This window comes from Paludibacter propionicigenes WB4 (genome assembly GCF_000183135.1).
In the GTDB taxonomy this organism is placed as follows: domain Bacteria; phylum Bacteroidota; class Bacteroidia; order Bacteroidales; family Paludibacteraceae; genus Paludibacter; species Paludibacter propionicigenes.
Genome location: NC_014734.1, coordinates 2,887,434 through 2,902,883 on the forward strand (window position 1 = coordinate 2,887,434; position 15,450 = coordinate 2,902,883).

Below are 15,450 nucleotides of genomic sequence, written 5' to 3' on the forward strand. Positions count from 1 at the left end.
TTACATGGAAAAGTATATTTCAGCCCCAAAGATAAAAACATTATTTTACAAAATCAATAATTGTATTATTTTTTTAATTCACACAACATGATTTTTGTTAGCTTAAAGCTAATTGTCGGTGTGTGAAGTGGATGGTATGATATGTCAAGACATCTCTACACTATTGTAGGTGTCATTCTTTCGTTCGTCAGACGTGTTCTTTCGTTTGGCAGACGCATTCTTTTTTACCGAAGCGGCAATATTTTTGAGTTGGTTTCTAATAGTTTGCTAATATTGTTCTATAGATTGCCCAGCGTATAAGATTATTTTGCGGGCTGACCTCGTTTTATCATTGTACTTAGCTATTATCGGAATTTTATACCTTGTTTTTTTGTAATTTTACGGCCTTATAACTCAATACCTGCCATGAAACCTCTGCCATACGGTAATTTTACAAGCACTGTTCTTTTCAGAAAGGAAAGCTGCCTGCTTCTGATTTGTTTCGGGTTGGTTGTCAAAGTGGCATTGTTCCCCGTACAGACAGGAGATTATACGCACTATCTTGCACCGTGGTTGCATTTTATTCAAACGCACGGCTATGCGGCGTCGCTGAAGTTTGACTTTTATAATTATACTCCGGCGTATATCTACCTGCTCATTGGCATTGCCAAGGTGGGAGTGTACCCTTTGTATGCCGTCAAAATAGTGTCGATACTGTTCGAATACCTGATGGCCTATTATATCGGAAAAACTGCTTACCTGAAATACCGGAACAACAACGTTCTGTGGATTTCGCTCGCCATCGTTCCACTGCTGCCTACCGTATTGCTCAACAGTAGTTATCTGGCTCAGTGCGATGCTGTTTATGCCGCTTTTGTGGTGGGAAGCATTTATTATGCACTCCGTGAGAAACAGTTTCTGTCTCTGCTCTTTTTGGGAATAGCCTTTTCCTTTAAGTTGCAGACCGCCCTATTGCTGCCGTTTTACTTTGTGATGCTGCTAAAGGGAAATATCCGCTGGTATTACTTCCTGCTCGTCCCTGTTGTGTTTGTGCTAAGCATACTGCCAGCGTGGTTGTACGGTCGGTCGTTTACCGGACTGCTGAGCATTTATCTGCAACAGGCCGGTGAGTTCAGATACCTTACGCTAAACTTTCCCAATATCTATATCTGGATAAGCAATGAGTATTATACGTCGGTGCGCGTGGCAGGTACGGTTAGCACGACTCTGTTTACGGTCGCGACGGGCTGGTGGCTGAGCCGAAAGAGCATTACGTTTACGTTCGAGAGTTGGGTGCGACTGGCTTTTCTGAGTGCCATGGTGGTGCCGTTTCTGCTTCCGGGCATGCACGAACGCTATATGTACACAGCCGATGTGTTGGGCGTATTGTATTATATGGTTATCCGTAAGAATATTCATTTGACTTTAGGCATTGTGCTGGTTTCTACCTACTCGTATATCCGCTGCTCCAGGTATCACGATATTTTGCCTGCTGAACCGGCCTTTTTTGTTTATTTACTGGTCATTATTTTCACTTCGGTGGATTTTGTGGTCGGTTTAAAAACCCAAAGCGCATGACAGCGGAGACTAAAAACAGCTTGTCTTTTCAGGTGCCGGTGCTGCTGATATATGCAGTGCTTGGCGTGCTGTGTCTGAACAATGGCTATTTCTGGGATACTATTCAACAGATTTCCAAGGAGGCTCACGGATATTATCAGAACGGATTCAGCACATTGTTACTGCCTGCTACCGATACGGGTGTCGACGGGATTGCTACGGGATATCATCCTCCGCTGATGGGTACGATCACCGCTGCGTTGTGGAAAATTTTCGGCTACCGGCTTTGGGTGTCGCACGCTTTTGTGATGTTGTGGGCTGTGGTTTTGGTCTGCAATGTGTGGAAGCTGCTCACTCGGTTCTTTTCCCACGCGATGGCCGGATGGGTGCTGTTTATCGTCATGCTGGAGCCTACGGTGCTTACGCAGTTTGCCATCGCTTCGCCCGATTTTATTTTGCTTACGGCATTCATCGTTGCGCTCAGGGGAATGCTGGAGCATAAACCCCGGCTACTTGCCCTGGGGCTGATAGTGTTGTGTGCTGTGAATATGCGGGGGATTTTTGCCGGAGCCGCCTTGTTGGCTGCACAGCTTTACTACTCCCGCCTGCAAGCACCCAAAGCCCTGAACCTGCGTTCGGTTTCCAATATTTTGCTGCCTTACCTTCCGGCGTTTGTGCTTACAGCAGCTTATTTCGGTTATTACTTTGCTGTTCGTGGGTGGTTTTTCACTCATGGGGCTGCCGATGGACATTACTCGCTTCCGTCGGGCGTAGGGGCTGTGGTGAAACATCTGGCTGAATACGGACTTCGCTCGGTAGAGAATGGGCGAATCGCTCTCTGGCTTATTGGAATATATGTTGCATTTCATTTGGCAAAGAAAATAAAAACGCTGTCGGCGGAACTCAAAACCGTGCTTTTACTTTTTGTGTTTCTGGCAGGATTGTATTTGCTGTTGGGATGCGTTACCCGTATGCCTTTCTCAGCCCGATATTTTATGCCGCAGTTTTTTCTGCTCACGGTACTGGTGCTGAAAGGGCTTACAGAAATTGTTGCAGGCAGAAAAATCATTGTGTATCTGATGGTGGTGCTTTGCTTCGAACTCACCGGGCATCTGTGGATTTATCCCCGAAAGATAGCAAAATCGTGGGACTGCACACTGGCGCATCTGCCTTACTACGGATTAAGAACCGAATGTTTTCAGTATATTGATAAGCAAGGATGGAATTATAAAGACATTTCGGGCGGCTTTTGTTTGTATGGTAACCGGCGGTTTACCGAGTTAGGCAATGCCGACAAGACGATTAGCGCTAACGCTAACAACCGATATTTTATTTACTCCAACATTTCGAATGTAGACGACTCGTTGCTCGATGAACTGGAGAACCCGATGCGCTGGACTCCTGTCAGGCAGTTTGAGAAAGGTGCGGTGGTGATAATAATCTACGAACAAAAGAATCATCAATAAAACCACCCTAAGCAATCAACACCATCTTGTAACCCGTAACTTGTAACTCGTAACTAAATATAATCATGTCACGTAAAAAATCCGAAGAATATTTTCATGTTCTTCCTGAAAATTTAAATTGCGCTCAAGCACTATTGAAAGGCTTTCAAAAAGAATTTACTATCAGCGATGCTGAAATAGAAGAATTCCGCGCTTGGGGTGGCGGACGCGCCGAGGGTGGAATTTGTGGAGCTCTGTTTGCTGCCGAACGATTACTGCGTCAGGCAGGCAAACCAAGCATCGAAAGTGAGTTTATAGCCGCTACAGGACATCGGAACTGCCCGGACATAAAAGAAAGTGCATTCCCGTGCCCTCATTGTGTGCGTATAGCCGATGAACTGGTAGAGAAAAAACTATAAAAGTCCCCTTTAGGGGATTAGGGGTCATTTCCTGTTGATCAGATTCATGAATTCTTCGCGGGTTTTAGCCTGCTCAAATACACCAGTAAAGTCCGAAGTGGTGGTGATAGAATGTTGTTTCTGCACTCCGCGCATTTGCATGCAAAGGTGTTGCGCTTCGATAATTACCATCACGCCCATGGGGTTCAATGTTTTCTGAATACAGGCTTTTATTTGCGTGGTCATGCGTTCCTGTACCTGCATGCGGCGGGCATATACCTCCACTATACGGGCTATTTTGCTCAATCCGGTAATTTGTTTGTTCGGAATATAGGCGATATGCGCTTTGCCGAAAAACGGTAGCATGTGATGCTCACACATGGAGTAGAAATCGATGTCCTTCACGATTACCATTTGGCGGTAGTTCTCGGTAAACATGGCCGAGCGGAGTATTTCTTCCGGATCCTGCTCGTAGCCCTGCATCAAAAACTGCATGGCTTTCGAAACACGTTCGGGGGTTTTCAGTAAACCTTCACGATTTACGTCTTCGCCCAGTAATTCTATAATTTGGTGGTAATGTTCGGCAATTTTAGCTGTTTTCTCTGCGTCAAAAGGAACCGGTTGGTTGAGATTGAAATCCATCATATTTTTATTTTGAGCTCGAAATTATAATTTGTTCCCGAACAATATATATTTCGCTTTTTAAATTGGGAAATGCTTCTTTGAGTTGAGCTCTAACCCGTTGTGCTTCCGCTTGTGTTCTGAAATCGCCCACTCTCACTTTCCAGAAAGGCGAAGTATAGTTTACATAAACAGCTTCGTCCGGAAATTGTTCTTTAATTTGTTTCTCTATCCGAAAAGCTTCGGTTTTGGCTGTACGCTGCACATTGCTCGAAAAAACCTGCACCCTGAAACCATTGGCCATCGTAGGGTCGCTGATATGCTTCTTGTTGGCAAGCAGTTGGTCTATTCGTTTATCCTGATGAATTTTTACGGTTGCACGAGTGGTGGAGTCGGTAGAAGTTAGTGCATCAACGATATTGTGTTTCTGTACTTCCTGGTTTTGTTGTGCTTGTAAGGCTCCTATTATCAGGACTAAAGCAGCAACAAACGCAAAACTTTTCATTTTCATTTTCTTGTTTTTTATTGGCTGCAAAGTTATATAAATGTTATGGTTTTTCAGACTATTTTCCCGAAAATTGTAATTTATATGTTTTGTAAAACACTAAGAATCAAATTTTCTTATAATTATTCATTCTTCATAATTTGTTTTTAATCGCTTAATGCTATCTTTGTTCTTGCATTTTTTAAAAGTGCCTTTATATTTTTTTTGTTTTATGACTAATTCCAACATTGCCATTATTGTAGCCGGAGGAAAAGGAGTGCGCATGGGAGCCGACATTCCCAAACAGTTTATTGAGGTGCAGGGCAAGCCTGTGCTGATGCATACGCTCGAAGCTTTTCGGCGTTACGATGCCTTGATGCCATTAATTCTGGTACTGCCTGCTGTTCAGTTTGGTTTTTGGGATGAGCTCTGCCGGAAGCACGCCTTCACGCTGTCGCATACGGTAGTAGCAGGTGGAGAAACCCGCTTTCAGTCGGTCAAAAACGGACTTCAAGCCATTGGAACTGCTGCCCGGGTGGCAATACACGACGGTGTCAGACCCTTGGTGAGCACCGAAACCATTGCACGCTGCTTTGACGAAGCTGCCAGACACGGCGCCGTTATTCCGGTGGTGGATTTGGTGGATAGTATCAGGCAGCTGACCGAAGGCGAAAGCCTGTCGGTGGATCGGACAGCCTACAAGTTGGTGCAGACACCGCAGGTGTTCAGCAGCGAGATAGTGCTGAAAGCTTATGAGCAGGACTTTTCTCCGCTTTTCACCGACGATGCATCGGTGGTGGAAGCCAACGGAGTGAAAATACATTTGGTGGAAGGCAACCGCGAAAACATCAAAATTACTACAGAATTTGATTTACGAATTGTAGAAACTCTTATGCAATGACAGCAAAGCATACCAACATTCAATGGCTGGACACCCTACGCACGCTTGCTATAGTGGGTGTGGTTATTATTCATGTGTCTTCGCCGCTGGTCAATATGACCTACGGTAAAAATTTGCACTTCTGGTGGATAGGTAATGTGGTGGACAGTGCCGTAAGGTTTGCCGTACCATTGTTTCTTATGCTCAGTGGTGCCACTCTGCTGGGGAAAGAATACAAACTGAGCGAGTTCTACAAAAGGAGATTCACCCGCGTTCTTATTCCATTTCTTTTCTGGATGGTGGCGTATTGGGTTTACCGCTGGCTGCTGCTCTATCCCAAAATACAGCCGCACGACCTTCAGGGCATTGTGCAATGGGCTACCAACCTGTTTTTACTGGAAGGCGTCTCGAAGCACTTTTGGTATATCTACATGATTTTGTTTCTCTACCTGTTTGTCCCGTTTCTGGGCAAAGCGCTGCAAAAGCTTAACCTGTCGGTAATATCCTGGGTGCTGTTGGTGTGGGTGGTGCTTACCTTTGCCTGTAAATCTATACCGTTGAACATGTACAGCTGGTCCGGCGACTACGGCAGTAAACTGTTGGGGTATGTTCTGTATTCGGGCTACATGGTGCTGGGTTATTACCTGCTGAAATTACCCGTTTGTACAGCCAAAACCCGATTTGCAGCGGCTTTAGTATTTCTGCTGACTGTGGCAGTGTCGGCATTTTTCACTTACCTTTTCAGCAAAAACAACCATAAACTGGATCTGACCATGTACAGTTACCTTGGCGTAAACACCATCATTCAGTCCATTGCCATATTTATGCTGGTAAAAGACCTGACATTTGAAAACAGGCATCTGTATCAGACTTTCGAAACTGTGAGCAAATACAGCTATGGTATTTACCTGGTTCATATTATCATTATCAGCATCATGTTCGACCACGGAATTTATTGGGGTATTGCCCATCCGCTTATTTCATTGCCTGTGATTACGCTTATGGTACTGGTATGCTCGTTTGCCATTATTTATGTGTTTCGCATACTGCCGGGCGGTAAACGGGTGACGGGTTAATGCAAACATAACAAACTATGGATCTCTCCTCACAAGACATAAAATTCCTGCCCGGTGTAGGACCGAAAAAAGCGGATTTGCTCAACAAAGAGCTTGGCATACGCAGTGCCGAGGATTTGTTGCGCCACTACCCTTACAAATATGTGGACAGGAGCAGGTTTTATTACCTCCACGAAATATCCGAAGACATGCCTTTTATTCAGGTAAAAGGGCAAATTATCCGTTTCGAAAAAGTAGGCGAAGGACCTACGCAACGGTTGACAGCCATTTTTACCGATGGGCGTGAAACCATAGAACTGGTTTGGTTTAAAGGCGTAAAATACGTTATTGATAAGTACAAAACAGGAGTTCAGTACGTTGTTTTCGGTAAACCATCGCCATTCAACGGACGGTTCAACATTGTTCATCCCGAGATAGAGTTGGTATCGCAGTTGCCACCACCCGAGCAAATGGGACTCCAACCATTTTACAATACATCGGAAAAAATGAAAAACAGTTTTCTGAATTCGAAGATGCTTCAGAAAATCATTTTCCCGGTTATTCAGTCTATCAAGCCCGGCATCCCCGATACACTTCCGGCGTATCTGCTTCAGAAATTTGCACTTATGAACCTCACCGAATCGCTGGTGAACGTTCATTTTCCCAAAAATGCCAATGCGCTCAACAAAGCCCGTCAGCGACTAAAGTTCGAGGAGCTTTTTTATATTCAGCTGAATATCCTGCAACAAACCAAGTGGCGCGACCAACATTTCAAAGGGTTTGTTTTCGGGCAAATAGGACATTATTTCAATACTTTCTTCAAAGATTTTCTTCCGTTCGAACTTACCGGCGCTCAAAAACGGGTGTTACGCGAAATTCGCATCGATGTTGCTTCGGGTCGTCAAATGAACCGCCTGCTGCAAGGCGATGTGGGAAGTGGAAAAACTCTCGTAGCGCTGATGGCTATGCTTATGGCTGTGGACAATGGCTTTCAGGCATGCATCATGGCTCCTACCGAAATTCTGGCTACGCAACATTTTGCCAGCCTGACAGAATTTTTAGGCGATATGGGCGTTAGTGTAGCATTGCTTACCGGCTCTACTCGCCCCAAAGCCCGCGTGGAGCTGCACGAGAAACTCCGCAGCGGCGAGTTGAACATTCTCATAGGAACACACGCACTGATTGAAGACACGGTGCAATTCAGCAACCTGGGCCTGGTGGTTATCGACGAGCAACATCGATTCGGCGTAGAGCAACGCGCCCGGCTTTGGCGGAAAAACGTTCAGCCGCCACACATACTGGTAATGACTGCTACACCTATTCCGCGGACATTGGCCATGACGCTTTATGGTGATTTAAGCGTTTCGGTGATTGATGAATTGCCACCCGGACGAAAACCGATTCAGACTTACCATTACTACGAAAATAAGCGGCAGGGTCTCAACCAGTTTATTGCCAAACAGGTAGAAGCCGGAAGGCAAATTTATATCGTGTATCCGCTCATTCAGGAATCGGAAAAAATTGATTTACAAAACCTGGAAACGGGTTATGAATATATGCGCGAAGTGTTTCCAACGTACACAATCAGCAAAGTGCATGGCAAATTGAAGCCCGCAGAAAAAGACCACGAGATGCAAAAATTCGTAACGGGTCAAACCCAGATAATGGTTGCCACCACGGTGATAGAAGTAGGGGTAAATGTACCCAATGCATCGGTGATGGTGATAGAAAGTGCACAACGATTTGGCCTGTCGCAGTTGCATCAGTTGAGGGGCAGAGTAGGGCGTGGAGCCGAGCAGTCTTTTTGTATTTTATTAACAGATTATAAGCTGGCTTCGGACACCCGCAAGCGCATGGAAATTATGGTTAGAACCAACGATGGTTTTGAAATTTCGGAGGCCGACCTGAAGCTTCGCGGACCCGGCGATTTGGAAGGAACGCAACAAAGCGGTTTGCCTTTCGACCTGAAAATAGCCAACTTGGCTCAGGATGGAAAAATGTTGGAGATAGCCCGAAACGCTGCCATGGAAATTCTGGAAGATGACCCGCAACTAATCAAAACTGAGAACAGGGTGTTGGCTACACAATTAAGAAAAATGAAAACGAATACCTTAAATTGGGGTTCAATTAGTTAAGAAAATAGAATTTCTTTTGTATGAACGAGCCATTTCTTTATTTTTGGACAACTTTAAATCACACAATTTATAATTACTTATTAAAATCAAATGGAAAAAACACTTGTAATAATTAAACCCGGAGCCATACAGCGTGGATTAGTGGGTGAAGTAATCAGACGTTTCGAACAAAAAGGATTACAACTTTGTGGATTAAAAATGCTGCAACTAACAGACGAAATTCTGGAAGAACATTACGCACACATTGTGGATAAACCCTTTTTCCCACGGGTTAAAGCAGCCATGAAGGCCACTCCGGTCATTGTTTGCTGCCTCAAAGGTATGGACGCAGTGCATGTGGTGCATCGTCTTGCCGGAGCTACCAACGGACGCGAAGCTGCCATGGGAACCATGCGTGGAGATTATAGCATGAGCGTTCAGTGGAACATTATACATACTTCCGATTCCATAAAAACTGCCGACCTGGAGTTAGCCCGTTTTTTTAAGGAAGGAGAAATTTTCGAATACAAACAATCATATTTGGAATACATATATTCCGAGGACGAAATTATATAACAATAAAACTCATTCTGAACATTAAATCAGGACAACTAAAAATTCATGTTTATTTTCTCAAAAAAAACTCTTTTACTCATAATTCTTTTCACCTCAGTTTGGGGTGCAAATGCTCAACATATCAATTACAGTCTGATTCCGAAAAAAGATACAGTCAACATTTACCAGGAAATGTTGAACGATCAATCGGATGATTTGATGGAAAACCATCCGGCTGAGGACATCTACAATAACATCTGGAGGAGCGACCGCGTCAACCCCTATAAAATTCCGATTGACAGCATGCCCGATTCTGTTCGGATTGACTGTTCTAATTTTGTAGTACCTGTTCGCGGAGCCGTTACTTCGGAATTCGGACCACGCCGCTATCGTTTCCATTATGGTATTGATCTCAGGCTGAAAGTGGGTGATTCGGTACGTTGTGCATTCAAAGGAAAAATCAGAATTATTGATTATGAAGCCAGAGGATATGGACATTACATAGTTGTTCGCCACGATAACGGGCTGGAAACTGTTTACGGACATCTCTCTGAAGTGCTGGTAACCCTTAATCAAACGGTAAAAGCCGGTCAGCTCATTGCGTATGGTGGTAATACCGGACATTCCACCGGACCACACCTTCATTTCGAAACACGATACATAGGCAATGCTATTAACCCGGCTCATATTGTCAATTTCAACACCGGATTGGTACACGAACGAACGTATCTGCTGACCAAGAAAAATGCTTTTTACTATCAGCACGAGGTAAAATCATTTGTATCTGCTAAATACTACAAAGTCAAAAAACACGATACTTTATCGCGCGTGGCTGCACGTAACGGAACCAGTGTGAAAGCCCTGTGCAGGTTGAATGGTTTAAAAACTAAAGCCAAAATAAAACCGGGTCAACGATTGAGAATAAGATAACTTGAATTTAGATTTCTGATCTACGATTTTAAACAAAAAGGAAGTAGTAATGTCTGGTTATCTGTATTTTGATATCAAAAAGAGATAACCAATCTTGTAACCCGTAACTATTTACTTGTAACTAATTCCTAATATCTGTAATGTTCCGGTTTGTAAGGTCCGTTAGCATTTACCCCAATGTATTCAGCTTGTTCAGGAGTAAGTACGGTTAACTTTACACCCAATTGCTCCAGGTGTAAACGTGCTACTTCTTCGTCCAAATGCTTTGGCAGACGATAAACATCAACTGCGTAATCTTTGGTGAATAATTCTATTTGTGCCAATGTCTGGTTGGTAAACGAGTTACTCATTACAAATGATGGGTGACCGGTAGCACAACCAAGATTTACCAAGCGACCATCGGCCAACAGCAATACGCATTTTCCGTCAGGGAAAATATATTTATCAACCTGAGGTTTGATGTTTACACATTCAATGCCCGGATATTGTTTCAACTTTTCTACCTGAATTTCGTTATCGAAGTGACCGATGTTACAAATGATAGCGGCATCTTTCATTTTTTCGATATGTTCTATGCGGATAATGTCTCTGTTTCCTGTAGTGGTTACGTAGATATTTCCTTCGGCCAAAGCTTCTTCGATGGTGGTTACCTGAAAACCTTCCATGCTAGCCTGAAGTGCACAAATAGGATCAATTTCGGTAACAATGACACGAGCTCCGTATGCCAACATAGAGCGTGCACAACCTTTACCTACATCACCATATCCGCAAACAACAACCACTTTACCTGCCAACATGATGTCGGTCGCGCGTTTGATACCATCCGCCAATGATTCGCGGCAACCGTACAGGTTATCGAATTTAGATTTGGTAACCGAGTCATTTACGTTGAAAGCAGGGAATAACAGTGAGCCTTCTTCCAGCATTTGGTACAAACGGTGAACTCCGGTAGTGGTTTCTTCAGACACACCACGAATTTCTGGTATCATGCGGGACCAAATGCTGCTGTCTTCTTTCAAAACATCTTTCAGGATGGCATACAGTAAACGTTCGTCATCGCCACCGGCAGCTTTATCAAGTACCTTAGCATCTTTTTCGGCTGCACCACCCACATGAATCATCATGGTAGCATCGCCTCCGTCGTCAACAATAACAGTCGGACCTTTGTGTCCTTCAAAAGTCAATGCCTGAAGTGTACACCACCAGTATTCTTCCAGTGTTTCACCTTTCCACGCAAAAACAGGAACTCCCGAAGCTGCAATAGCCGCAGCTGCATGATCCTGAGTAGAATAGATGTTACAACTACACCAGCGCACTTCTGCTCCAAGTTCAACCAATGTTTCGATAAGCACTGCTGTTTGAATAGTCATGTGAAGTGAACCCATGATACGAGCTCCTTTCAACGGTTTTTGCTGACCATATTTTGCACGCAACGCCATCAAACCCGGCATTTCTTTTTCGGCTAATTCTATTTCTTTGCGACCAAAATCGGCCAACGACATGTCAGCTACTTTATAAGGCAAAGCGCTGAATAATTCGGATGTACTCATGTTTATTTTTATGTGTTTTATTTTAATTCTGATTTGGGAGTGCAAAGATACATGTTTTCGACGGAAATATTTATCTTTGTTGACAATAGATTTATATTCAGTACTATGTTTGTTGATATTCATACCCACAATTCGTTTACAACGGATGTTCCAGCCGTTCGGAATCTTACTTTTCAGGAAGCAGAAATCCTGTTTTCGAGCAATGAAAAGGGATTGTTTTCCGTTGGCATTCATCCGTGGCATGCCGATCTTTTCAGCGCTACATTATTTGCCAAACTGAAGCATTGGACTAAGAGCAAACGTCTGGTGGCGATTGGTGAATGCGGACTCGACAAGCACTGCAACATTCCTCTGGATGTGCAGCAGTATGCATTCGAACAACAAATAGCACTCTCCGAACAAACTGAAAAACCTCTGATAATTCACTGTGTAGGCTGTTTCAATGAGTTGTTTGAGATAAAAAAGAAAATCAATCCCCGGCAATTGTGGATAATTCATGGTTTCAGGGCGAAACCCCAACTGGCAATGCAGGCATTAAAAGCCGGATGCGCACTTTCGTTCGGAGAGCATTTCAACGAAGAAAGTGTACGCTTAACTCCTCTTGAAAAACTTTATGTCGAAACAGACGAAAGTCAGACACCGATAAGCGAAATTTACAGGCACATTGCGCAGATAAAGAGCACTGACCCTGACTTTTTGATTGCCGGAGAGCACTTTTTTAGTGCTGTCTCGACCTTATAACCCACATTTCTGATTAAAATTACTATTAGTTGGCATTAATTATTTGTTTATTACTAATTTTTAATTACTTATTATTGTATCTTTGCGTTCCGTTTTCAAATTAACGCAGACATGAAAAAGACAGTTCCATTTTTATTTTTCCTTATTTTTACACCTGTGCTTATCGCTCAGGGATTTTCTTCATTGCAGCAACGCAAATTAGCCAATGCACTTACCGCTATTTCAAACCTATATGTCGATAGCATCAATGATAAAAAATTGGTTGAAAGTACAATACAATCAGTATTGAAAGAGTTGGATCCGCACTCATCTTATATTTCGAAAGAAGAGGTAGATAGAGTAAACGAGCCGCTCGAAGGCAGTTTCGAAGGTGTGGGTATTCAGTTTCAAATGTTTCAGGATTCGCTGTTGGTTGTTCAAACCGTAGCCGGTTGTCCTGCCGAAAAGGTTGGTGTACTTCCTGGAGACCGCATTATCTATATCAATAATGAATTGGTAGCCGGTGTAAAAATGGAAAGTTCGGGTATTTTTAAACGGCTTCGTGGACCTAAAGGAACCGAAGTTACAGTGAAAATTCGTCGTGCAGGAAAAGCCGGATTGCTGGAATTTAAAATCATACGCGACAAAATTCCTATTCATAGCGTTGACGCCAATTATATGATTAATAAAGAGATTGGCTATATAAAAATCAACAATTTCGGAAGCGCAACCGTCAAAGAATTTGAAGATGCTTTGGCTAATCTACAGCAAAAGGGAATGAAAAGCCTGATATTAAGCCTTCAGGGCAATGGTGGGGGTTACCTGAATGCAGCTATCGAAATGGCGGATGAGTTTCTTCAAAAGAATAGTCTGATTGTTTATACCCAGGGATTGAATCAGCCTAAGACCATTGCAGAAGCAACAGCTGTAGGTAATTTTGAGCAAGGCAAAGTAATTGTTCTTGTGGATGAATACTCGGCTTCTGCCAGCGAAATCCTTTCGGGTGCGCTACAAGACTGGGACAGAGCAATTATTATTGGTCGTCGTACTTTTGGAAAAGGATTGGTTCAGCGCCAGTTTCCGCTCATTGATGGTTCGATGATGCGACTAACCGTGGCGCGTTATTATACACCTACCGGACGCAGTATACAAAAATCATATAAAGGAGGATACGAAAAATATGAAATGGATCTGCTTGACCGTTTCAACAAAGGTGAACTGCTTCATGCCGACAGCATACACTTCCCTGATTCATTGCGCTATCAGACTCTGAGCCTGAAACGCACTGTATATGGCGGTGGTGGTATTATGCCCGATATTTTTGTGCCGCTTGATACCACGCGTTACACCAATTTCCACAGAAACATTATTGCCAAGGGAGTTGTAAACAAGGTTTCGGTGCAATATATCGATAAAAATCGTACTGAGTTGAAGAAAAAATATCCTACTTTCGAGAAATTCAAGAAAGAGTATGAAGTTGATGATGCCCTCCTGAAGCAATTAATCAGTGCGGCTGAAAAAGAAAAAATAAAAATCAACGGATCGGACTCTGTCAACGATGCAACCAGAAATCAACTCCTTGCTATTAGCGACAAATTCAAAAATGATCATTTGGTAGATAATGAGCTGCTGAAGAAACTGTTGAACTCGGAAAAGAAACCGAACAAAAATGCCGAGCCTAACGAATTTGAGAAATCAAAACCTCTAATCAAACTTCAGCTAAAAGCTCTGTTGGCTCGCGATTTATGGGATGAAAACGCGTATTACCAAATTATTGACGCTGACAACGAATCATTGAAGAAGGCGGTTGAAATCTTGCAAACACCGGGCGCTTACGAGAAAATTCTAAAATAACAACCAATCCCCTATCGGAATCAACAACGATCCTTTAGGGGATTTCTGTATAAAAACAATTATGATTTTAGACTATATACAAAAAAACTGGATAGAAATTGTTGGGGCGATACTCAGCCTTATCTATCTGTACCTTTCTATCAACCAAAAAGTAAGCCTGTGGTTTTTTGGGATAGTATCTTCTGTCTTTTATATAGTTGTTTTTTTTCAATCAAAGCTATACGCCGACATGAGTCTACAGTTTTATTATGTAGTAATAAGCGTATATGGATGGATAAATTGGAAACACGGAAAATCGGGAAATAGAGAAGAACTACCGACAACAAAAGCATCCGGAACACTTCTGATAAAAATAAGTATCGCCACAGGTTTTATATACCTTGTATACTATTTTGTACTGGCTAAATTCACCGATTCCACAATTCCCAAAGTAGATTCTCTGGTAGGTGCATTAAGTGTTATCGGCACCTGGATGCTGGCTCGGAAACTGCTTGAAAACTGGATTGTATGGATTGTTGTTGATGGTCTTTGCGTAGGACTTTATATTTACAAAGAACTATATCCGACAACCGTTCTGTTTGCAATTTACACGGCAATGTCTGTAATCGGATATCGGCAGTGGAAAAAATCACTCGCTAAATAGGTCTCTGCGGCATTATTTATAAGCTTCAAGTCCTATTAATCTTTTGTTGTCATTTTTCTTCCAAAACCAATTGTTCAGCTTGTAGGTTACATAAGCGCTTCCGGCACCCAGAACAGCTCCTGCCAACACATCCGATGGATAATGCACTCCCAGATTCATACGCGAATAACCCACCGAGCAGGCCCAAAAGTAACTGGGAGCAATTACGTACCACTTCGGGTATTTCAGACTTAACGCAGTGGCTGTGGCAAATGCTACGGATGTATGCGCCGAGGGGAATGAAGAAGACGATTCTAACTGATAAGCCGTAATATCCGGATAGGCAGTATAAGGTCTGGGGCGGTTTACAAGCTCTTTCATTGAGTAAGCGAGCACTCCACTCACTCCTATACTCACTCCTGTGTAGAGAGCACTTTTCAGCAGGTCATCGTTTTTATCAATGATAGCAGCAACTCCTATAACCAAAGGGGTAGACACTGCTACAACAGCAGTAGTGTTGGACATGAATTTGGAATACTGTCTGAGCCCATTTGACTGGGAACCATTAATTGTCCTTAGTATCTCTATATCTGCATTTTGTGCTGAAACTTGCGTACTAAAAATACAAAAAGCACCACAAAGCAGAATAATTGTCGTAAATTTGCACATGTTTTTGGTGTCAAAGA

General features: G+C 43.1%; 15 protein-coding genes. 11 read left to right on the forward strand and 4 right to left on the reverse strand.

Going from position 1 to position 15,450, the window contains the following annotated elements:
• The first annotated feature begins 405 nt into the window (after positions 1-405).
• From PALPR_RS11895 to PALPR_RS11905, 3 genes are all read left to right on the forward strand, one after another.
• Positions 406-1,557, forward strand: coding sequence for a hypothetical protein (locus PALPR_RS11895; RefSeq protein WP_013445883.1), 1,152 nt, complete (start codon positions 406-408; stop codon positions 1,555-1,557).
• A complete protein-coding gene (locus PALPR_RS11900) occupies positions 1,554-3,002 on the forward strand; it encodes a hypothetical protein (RefSeq protein ID WP_013445884.1) in 1,449 nt (482 codons plus the stop codon). The genes PALPR_RS11895 and PALPR_RS11900 overlap by 4 nt, the downstream gene beginning before the upstream one ends.
• Before the next feature lie 65 nt (positions 3,003-3,067).
• Positions 3,068-3,400, forward strand: coding sequence for a hypothetical protein (locus tag PALPR_RS11905; protein ID WP_013445885.1), 333 nt, complete (start codon positions 3,068-3,070; stop codon positions 3,398-3,400).
• A 24-nt stretch (positions 3,401-3,424) separates the two neighbouring features.
• Here PALPR_RS11905 and folE read toward each other — a convergent pair whose 3' ends face one another.
• Both folE and PALPR_RS11915 read right to left on the reverse strand, forming a co-directional pair.
• Positions 3,425-4,021, reverse strand: a complete 597-nt coding sequence (folE, locus tag PALPR_RS11910; RefSeq protein ID WP_013445886.1) for a GTP cyclohydrolase I FolE — start codon at positions 4,019-4,021, stop codon at positions 3,425-3,427.
• A gap of 7 nt (positions 4,022-4,028) precedes the next feature.
• On the reverse strand, positions 4,029-4,511 hold the full coding sequence (locus tag PALPR_RS11915; RefSeq protein WP_013445887.1) for an SPOR domain-containing protein: 483 nt from the start codon (positions 4,509-4,511) through the stop codon (positions 4,029-4,031).
• A 205-nt stretch (positions 4,512-4,716) separates the two neighbouring features.
• Between PALPR_RS11915 and PALPR_RS11920 the strand changes: the two genes are divergently transcribed.
• The 5 genes from PALPR_RS11920 to PALPR_RS11940 all read left to right on the forward strand — a co-directional run bounded on the left by PALPR_RS11920 (position 4,717) and on the right by PALPR_RS11940 (position 10,018).
• Positions 4,717-5,385 carry a 2-C-methyl-D-erythritol 4-phosphate cytidylyltransferase gene (locus tag PALPR_RS11920; RefSeq protein ID WP_041620398.1) on the forward strand — a complete coding sequence of 223 codons (669 nt, stop codon included), beginning with the start codon at positions 4,717-4,719 and terminating at the stop codon, positions 5,383-5,385.
• The gene (locus PALPR_RS11925) at positions 5,382-6,440 is read left to right on the forward strand and encodes an acyltransferase (protein ID WP_013445889.1); all 1,059 of its coding nucleotides are present in this window, start codon (positions 5,382-5,384) and stop codon (positions 6,438-6,440) included. Before PALPR_RS11920 ends, PALPR_RS11925 begins: the two co-directional genes overlap by 4 nt.
• 17 nt (positions 6,441-6,457) lie before the next feature.
• A complete protein-coding gene (recG, locus tag PALPR_RS11930) occupies positions 6,458-8,554 on the forward strand; it encodes an ATP-dependent DNA helicase RecG (protein WP_013445890.1) in 2,097 nt (698 codons plus the stop codon).
• Between the two features lie 90 nt (positions 8,555-8,644).
• Complete coding sequence (gene ndk, locus PALPR_RS11935; protein ID WP_013445891.1) at positions 8,645-9,109, forward strand: nucleoside-diphosphate kinase; 465 nt, start codon at positions 8,645-8,647, stop codon at positions 9,107-9,109.
• 45 nt (positions 9,110-9,154) lie between these two features.
• A complete protein-coding gene (locus PALPR_RS11940; RefSeq protein WP_013445892.1) occupies positions 9,155-10,018 on the forward strand; it encodes a M23 family metallopeptidase in 864 nt (287 codons plus the stop codon).
• Positions 10,019-10,146: 128 nt separating this feature from the next.
• Here the strand turns inward: PALPR_RS11940 and ahcY are convergent, their stop codons facing one another.
• Positions 10,147-11,568, reverse strand: coding sequence for an adenosylhomocysteinase (gene ahcY, locus PALPR_RS11945; protein ID WP_013445893.1), 1,422 nt, complete (start codon positions 11,566-11,568; stop codon positions 10,147-10,149).
• 105 nt (positions 11,569-11,673) lie between these two features.
• Here ahcY and PALPR_RS11950 point away from each other — a divergent pair, with 105 nt between their 5' ends.
• The 3 genes from PALPR_RS11950 (at position 11,674) to pnuC (ending at position 14,785) form a co-directional block, all read left to right on the forward strand.
• Positions 11,674-12,309, forward strand: a complete 636-nt coding sequence (locus PALPR_RS11950) for a TatD family hydrolase (protein ID WP_049777042.1) — start codon at positions 11,674-11,676, stop codon at positions 12,307-12,309.
• Positions 12,310-12,420: 111 nt separating this feature from the next.
• The gene (locus PALPR_RS11955) at positions 12,421-14,142 is read left to right on the forward strand and encodes a S41 family peptidase (protein WP_013445895.1); all 1,722 of its coding nucleotides are present in this window, start codon (positions 12,421-12,423) and stop codon (positions 14,140-14,142) included.
• Positions 14,143-14,203: 61 nt separating this feature from the next.
• The gene (gene pnuC, locus PALPR_RS11960) at positions 14,204-14,785 is read left to right on the forward strand and encodes a nicotinamide riboside transporter PnuC (RefSeq protein WP_013445896.1); all 582 of its coding nucleotides are present in this window, start codon (positions 14,204-14,206) and stop codon (positions 14,783-14,785) included.
• Positions 14,786-14,797: 12 nt separating this feature from the next.
• On the opposite strand, the gene PALPR_RS11965 is transcribed toward pnuC, so the two are convergent.
• The gene (locus PALPR_RS11965; protein WP_013445897.1) at positions 14,798-15,433 is read right to left on the reverse strand and encodes a phosphatase PAP2 family protein; all 636 of its coding nucleotides are present in this window, start codon (positions 15,431-15,433) and stop codon (positions 14,798-14,800) included.
• Positions 15,434-15,450: the final 17 nt, after the last annotated feature.

What these genes read in the sequence shown, in the direction of transcription:
- PALPR_RS11955 (WP_013445895.1), top strand. Translation starts at nt 12,421, where the DNA reads ATGAAAAAGACAGTTCCATTTTTATTTTTCCTTATTTTTACACCTGTG.
- PALPR_RS11905 (WP_013445885.1), top strand. Translation starts at nt 3,068, where the DNA reads ATGTCACGTAAAAAATCCGAAGAATATTTTCATGTTCTTCCTGAAAAT.
- PALPR_RS11895 (WP_013445883.1), top strand. Translation starts at nt 406, where the DNA reads ATGAAACCTCTGCCATACGGTAATTTTACAAGCACTGTTCTTTTCAGA.
- recG (WP_013445890.1), top strand. Translation starts at nt 6,458, where the DNA reads ATGGATCTCTCCTCACAAGACATAAAATTCCTGCCCGGTGTAGGACCG.
- PALPR_RS11950 (WP_049777042.1), top strand. Translation starts at nt 11,674, where the DNA reads ATGTTTGTTGATATTCATACCCACAATTCGTTTACAACGGATGTTCCA.
- PALPR_RS11915 (WP_013445887.1), bottom strand. Translation starts at nt 4,511, where the DNA reads ATGAAAATGAAAAGTTTTGCGTTTGTTGCTGCTTTAGTCCTGATAATA.
- PALPR_RS11940 (WP_013445892.1), top strand. Translation starts at nt 9,155, where the DNA reads ATGTTTATTTTCTCAAAAAAAACTCTTTTACTCATAATTCTTTTCACC.
- PALPR_RS11925 (WP_013445889.1), top strand. Translation starts at nt 5,382, where the DNA reads ATGACAGCAAAGCATACCAACATTCAATGGCTGGACACCCTACGCACG.
- folE (WP_013445886.1), bottom strand. Translation starts at nt 4,021, where the DNA reads ATGGATTTCAATCTCAACCAACCGGTTCCTTTTGACGCAGAGAAAACA.
- ndk (WP_013445891.1), top strand. Translation starts at nt 8,645, where the DNA reads ATGGAAAAAACACTTGTAATAATTAAACCCGGAGCCATACAGCGTGGA.
- pnuC (WP_013445896.1), top strand. Translation starts at nt 14,204, where the DNA reads ATGATTTTAGACTATATACAAAAAAACTGGATAGAAATTGTTGGGGCG.
- PALPR_RS11900 (WP_013445884.1), top strand. Translation starts at nt 1,554, where the DNA reads ATGACAGCGGAGACTAAAAACAGCTTGTCTTTTCAGGTGCCGGTGCTG.
- PALPR_RS11965 (WP_013445897.1), bottom strand. Translation starts at nt 15,433, where the DNA reads ATGTGCAAATTTACGACAATTATTCTGCTTTGTGGTGCTTTTTGTATT.
- ahcY (WP_013445893.1), bottom strand. Translation starts at nt 11,568, where the DNA reads ATGAGTACATCCGAATTATTCAGCGCTTTGCCTTATAAAGTAGCTGAC.
- PALPR_RS11920 (WP_041620398.1), top strand. Translation starts at nt 4,717, where the DNA reads ATGACTAATTCCAACATTGCCATTATTGTAGCCGGAGGAAAAGGAGTG.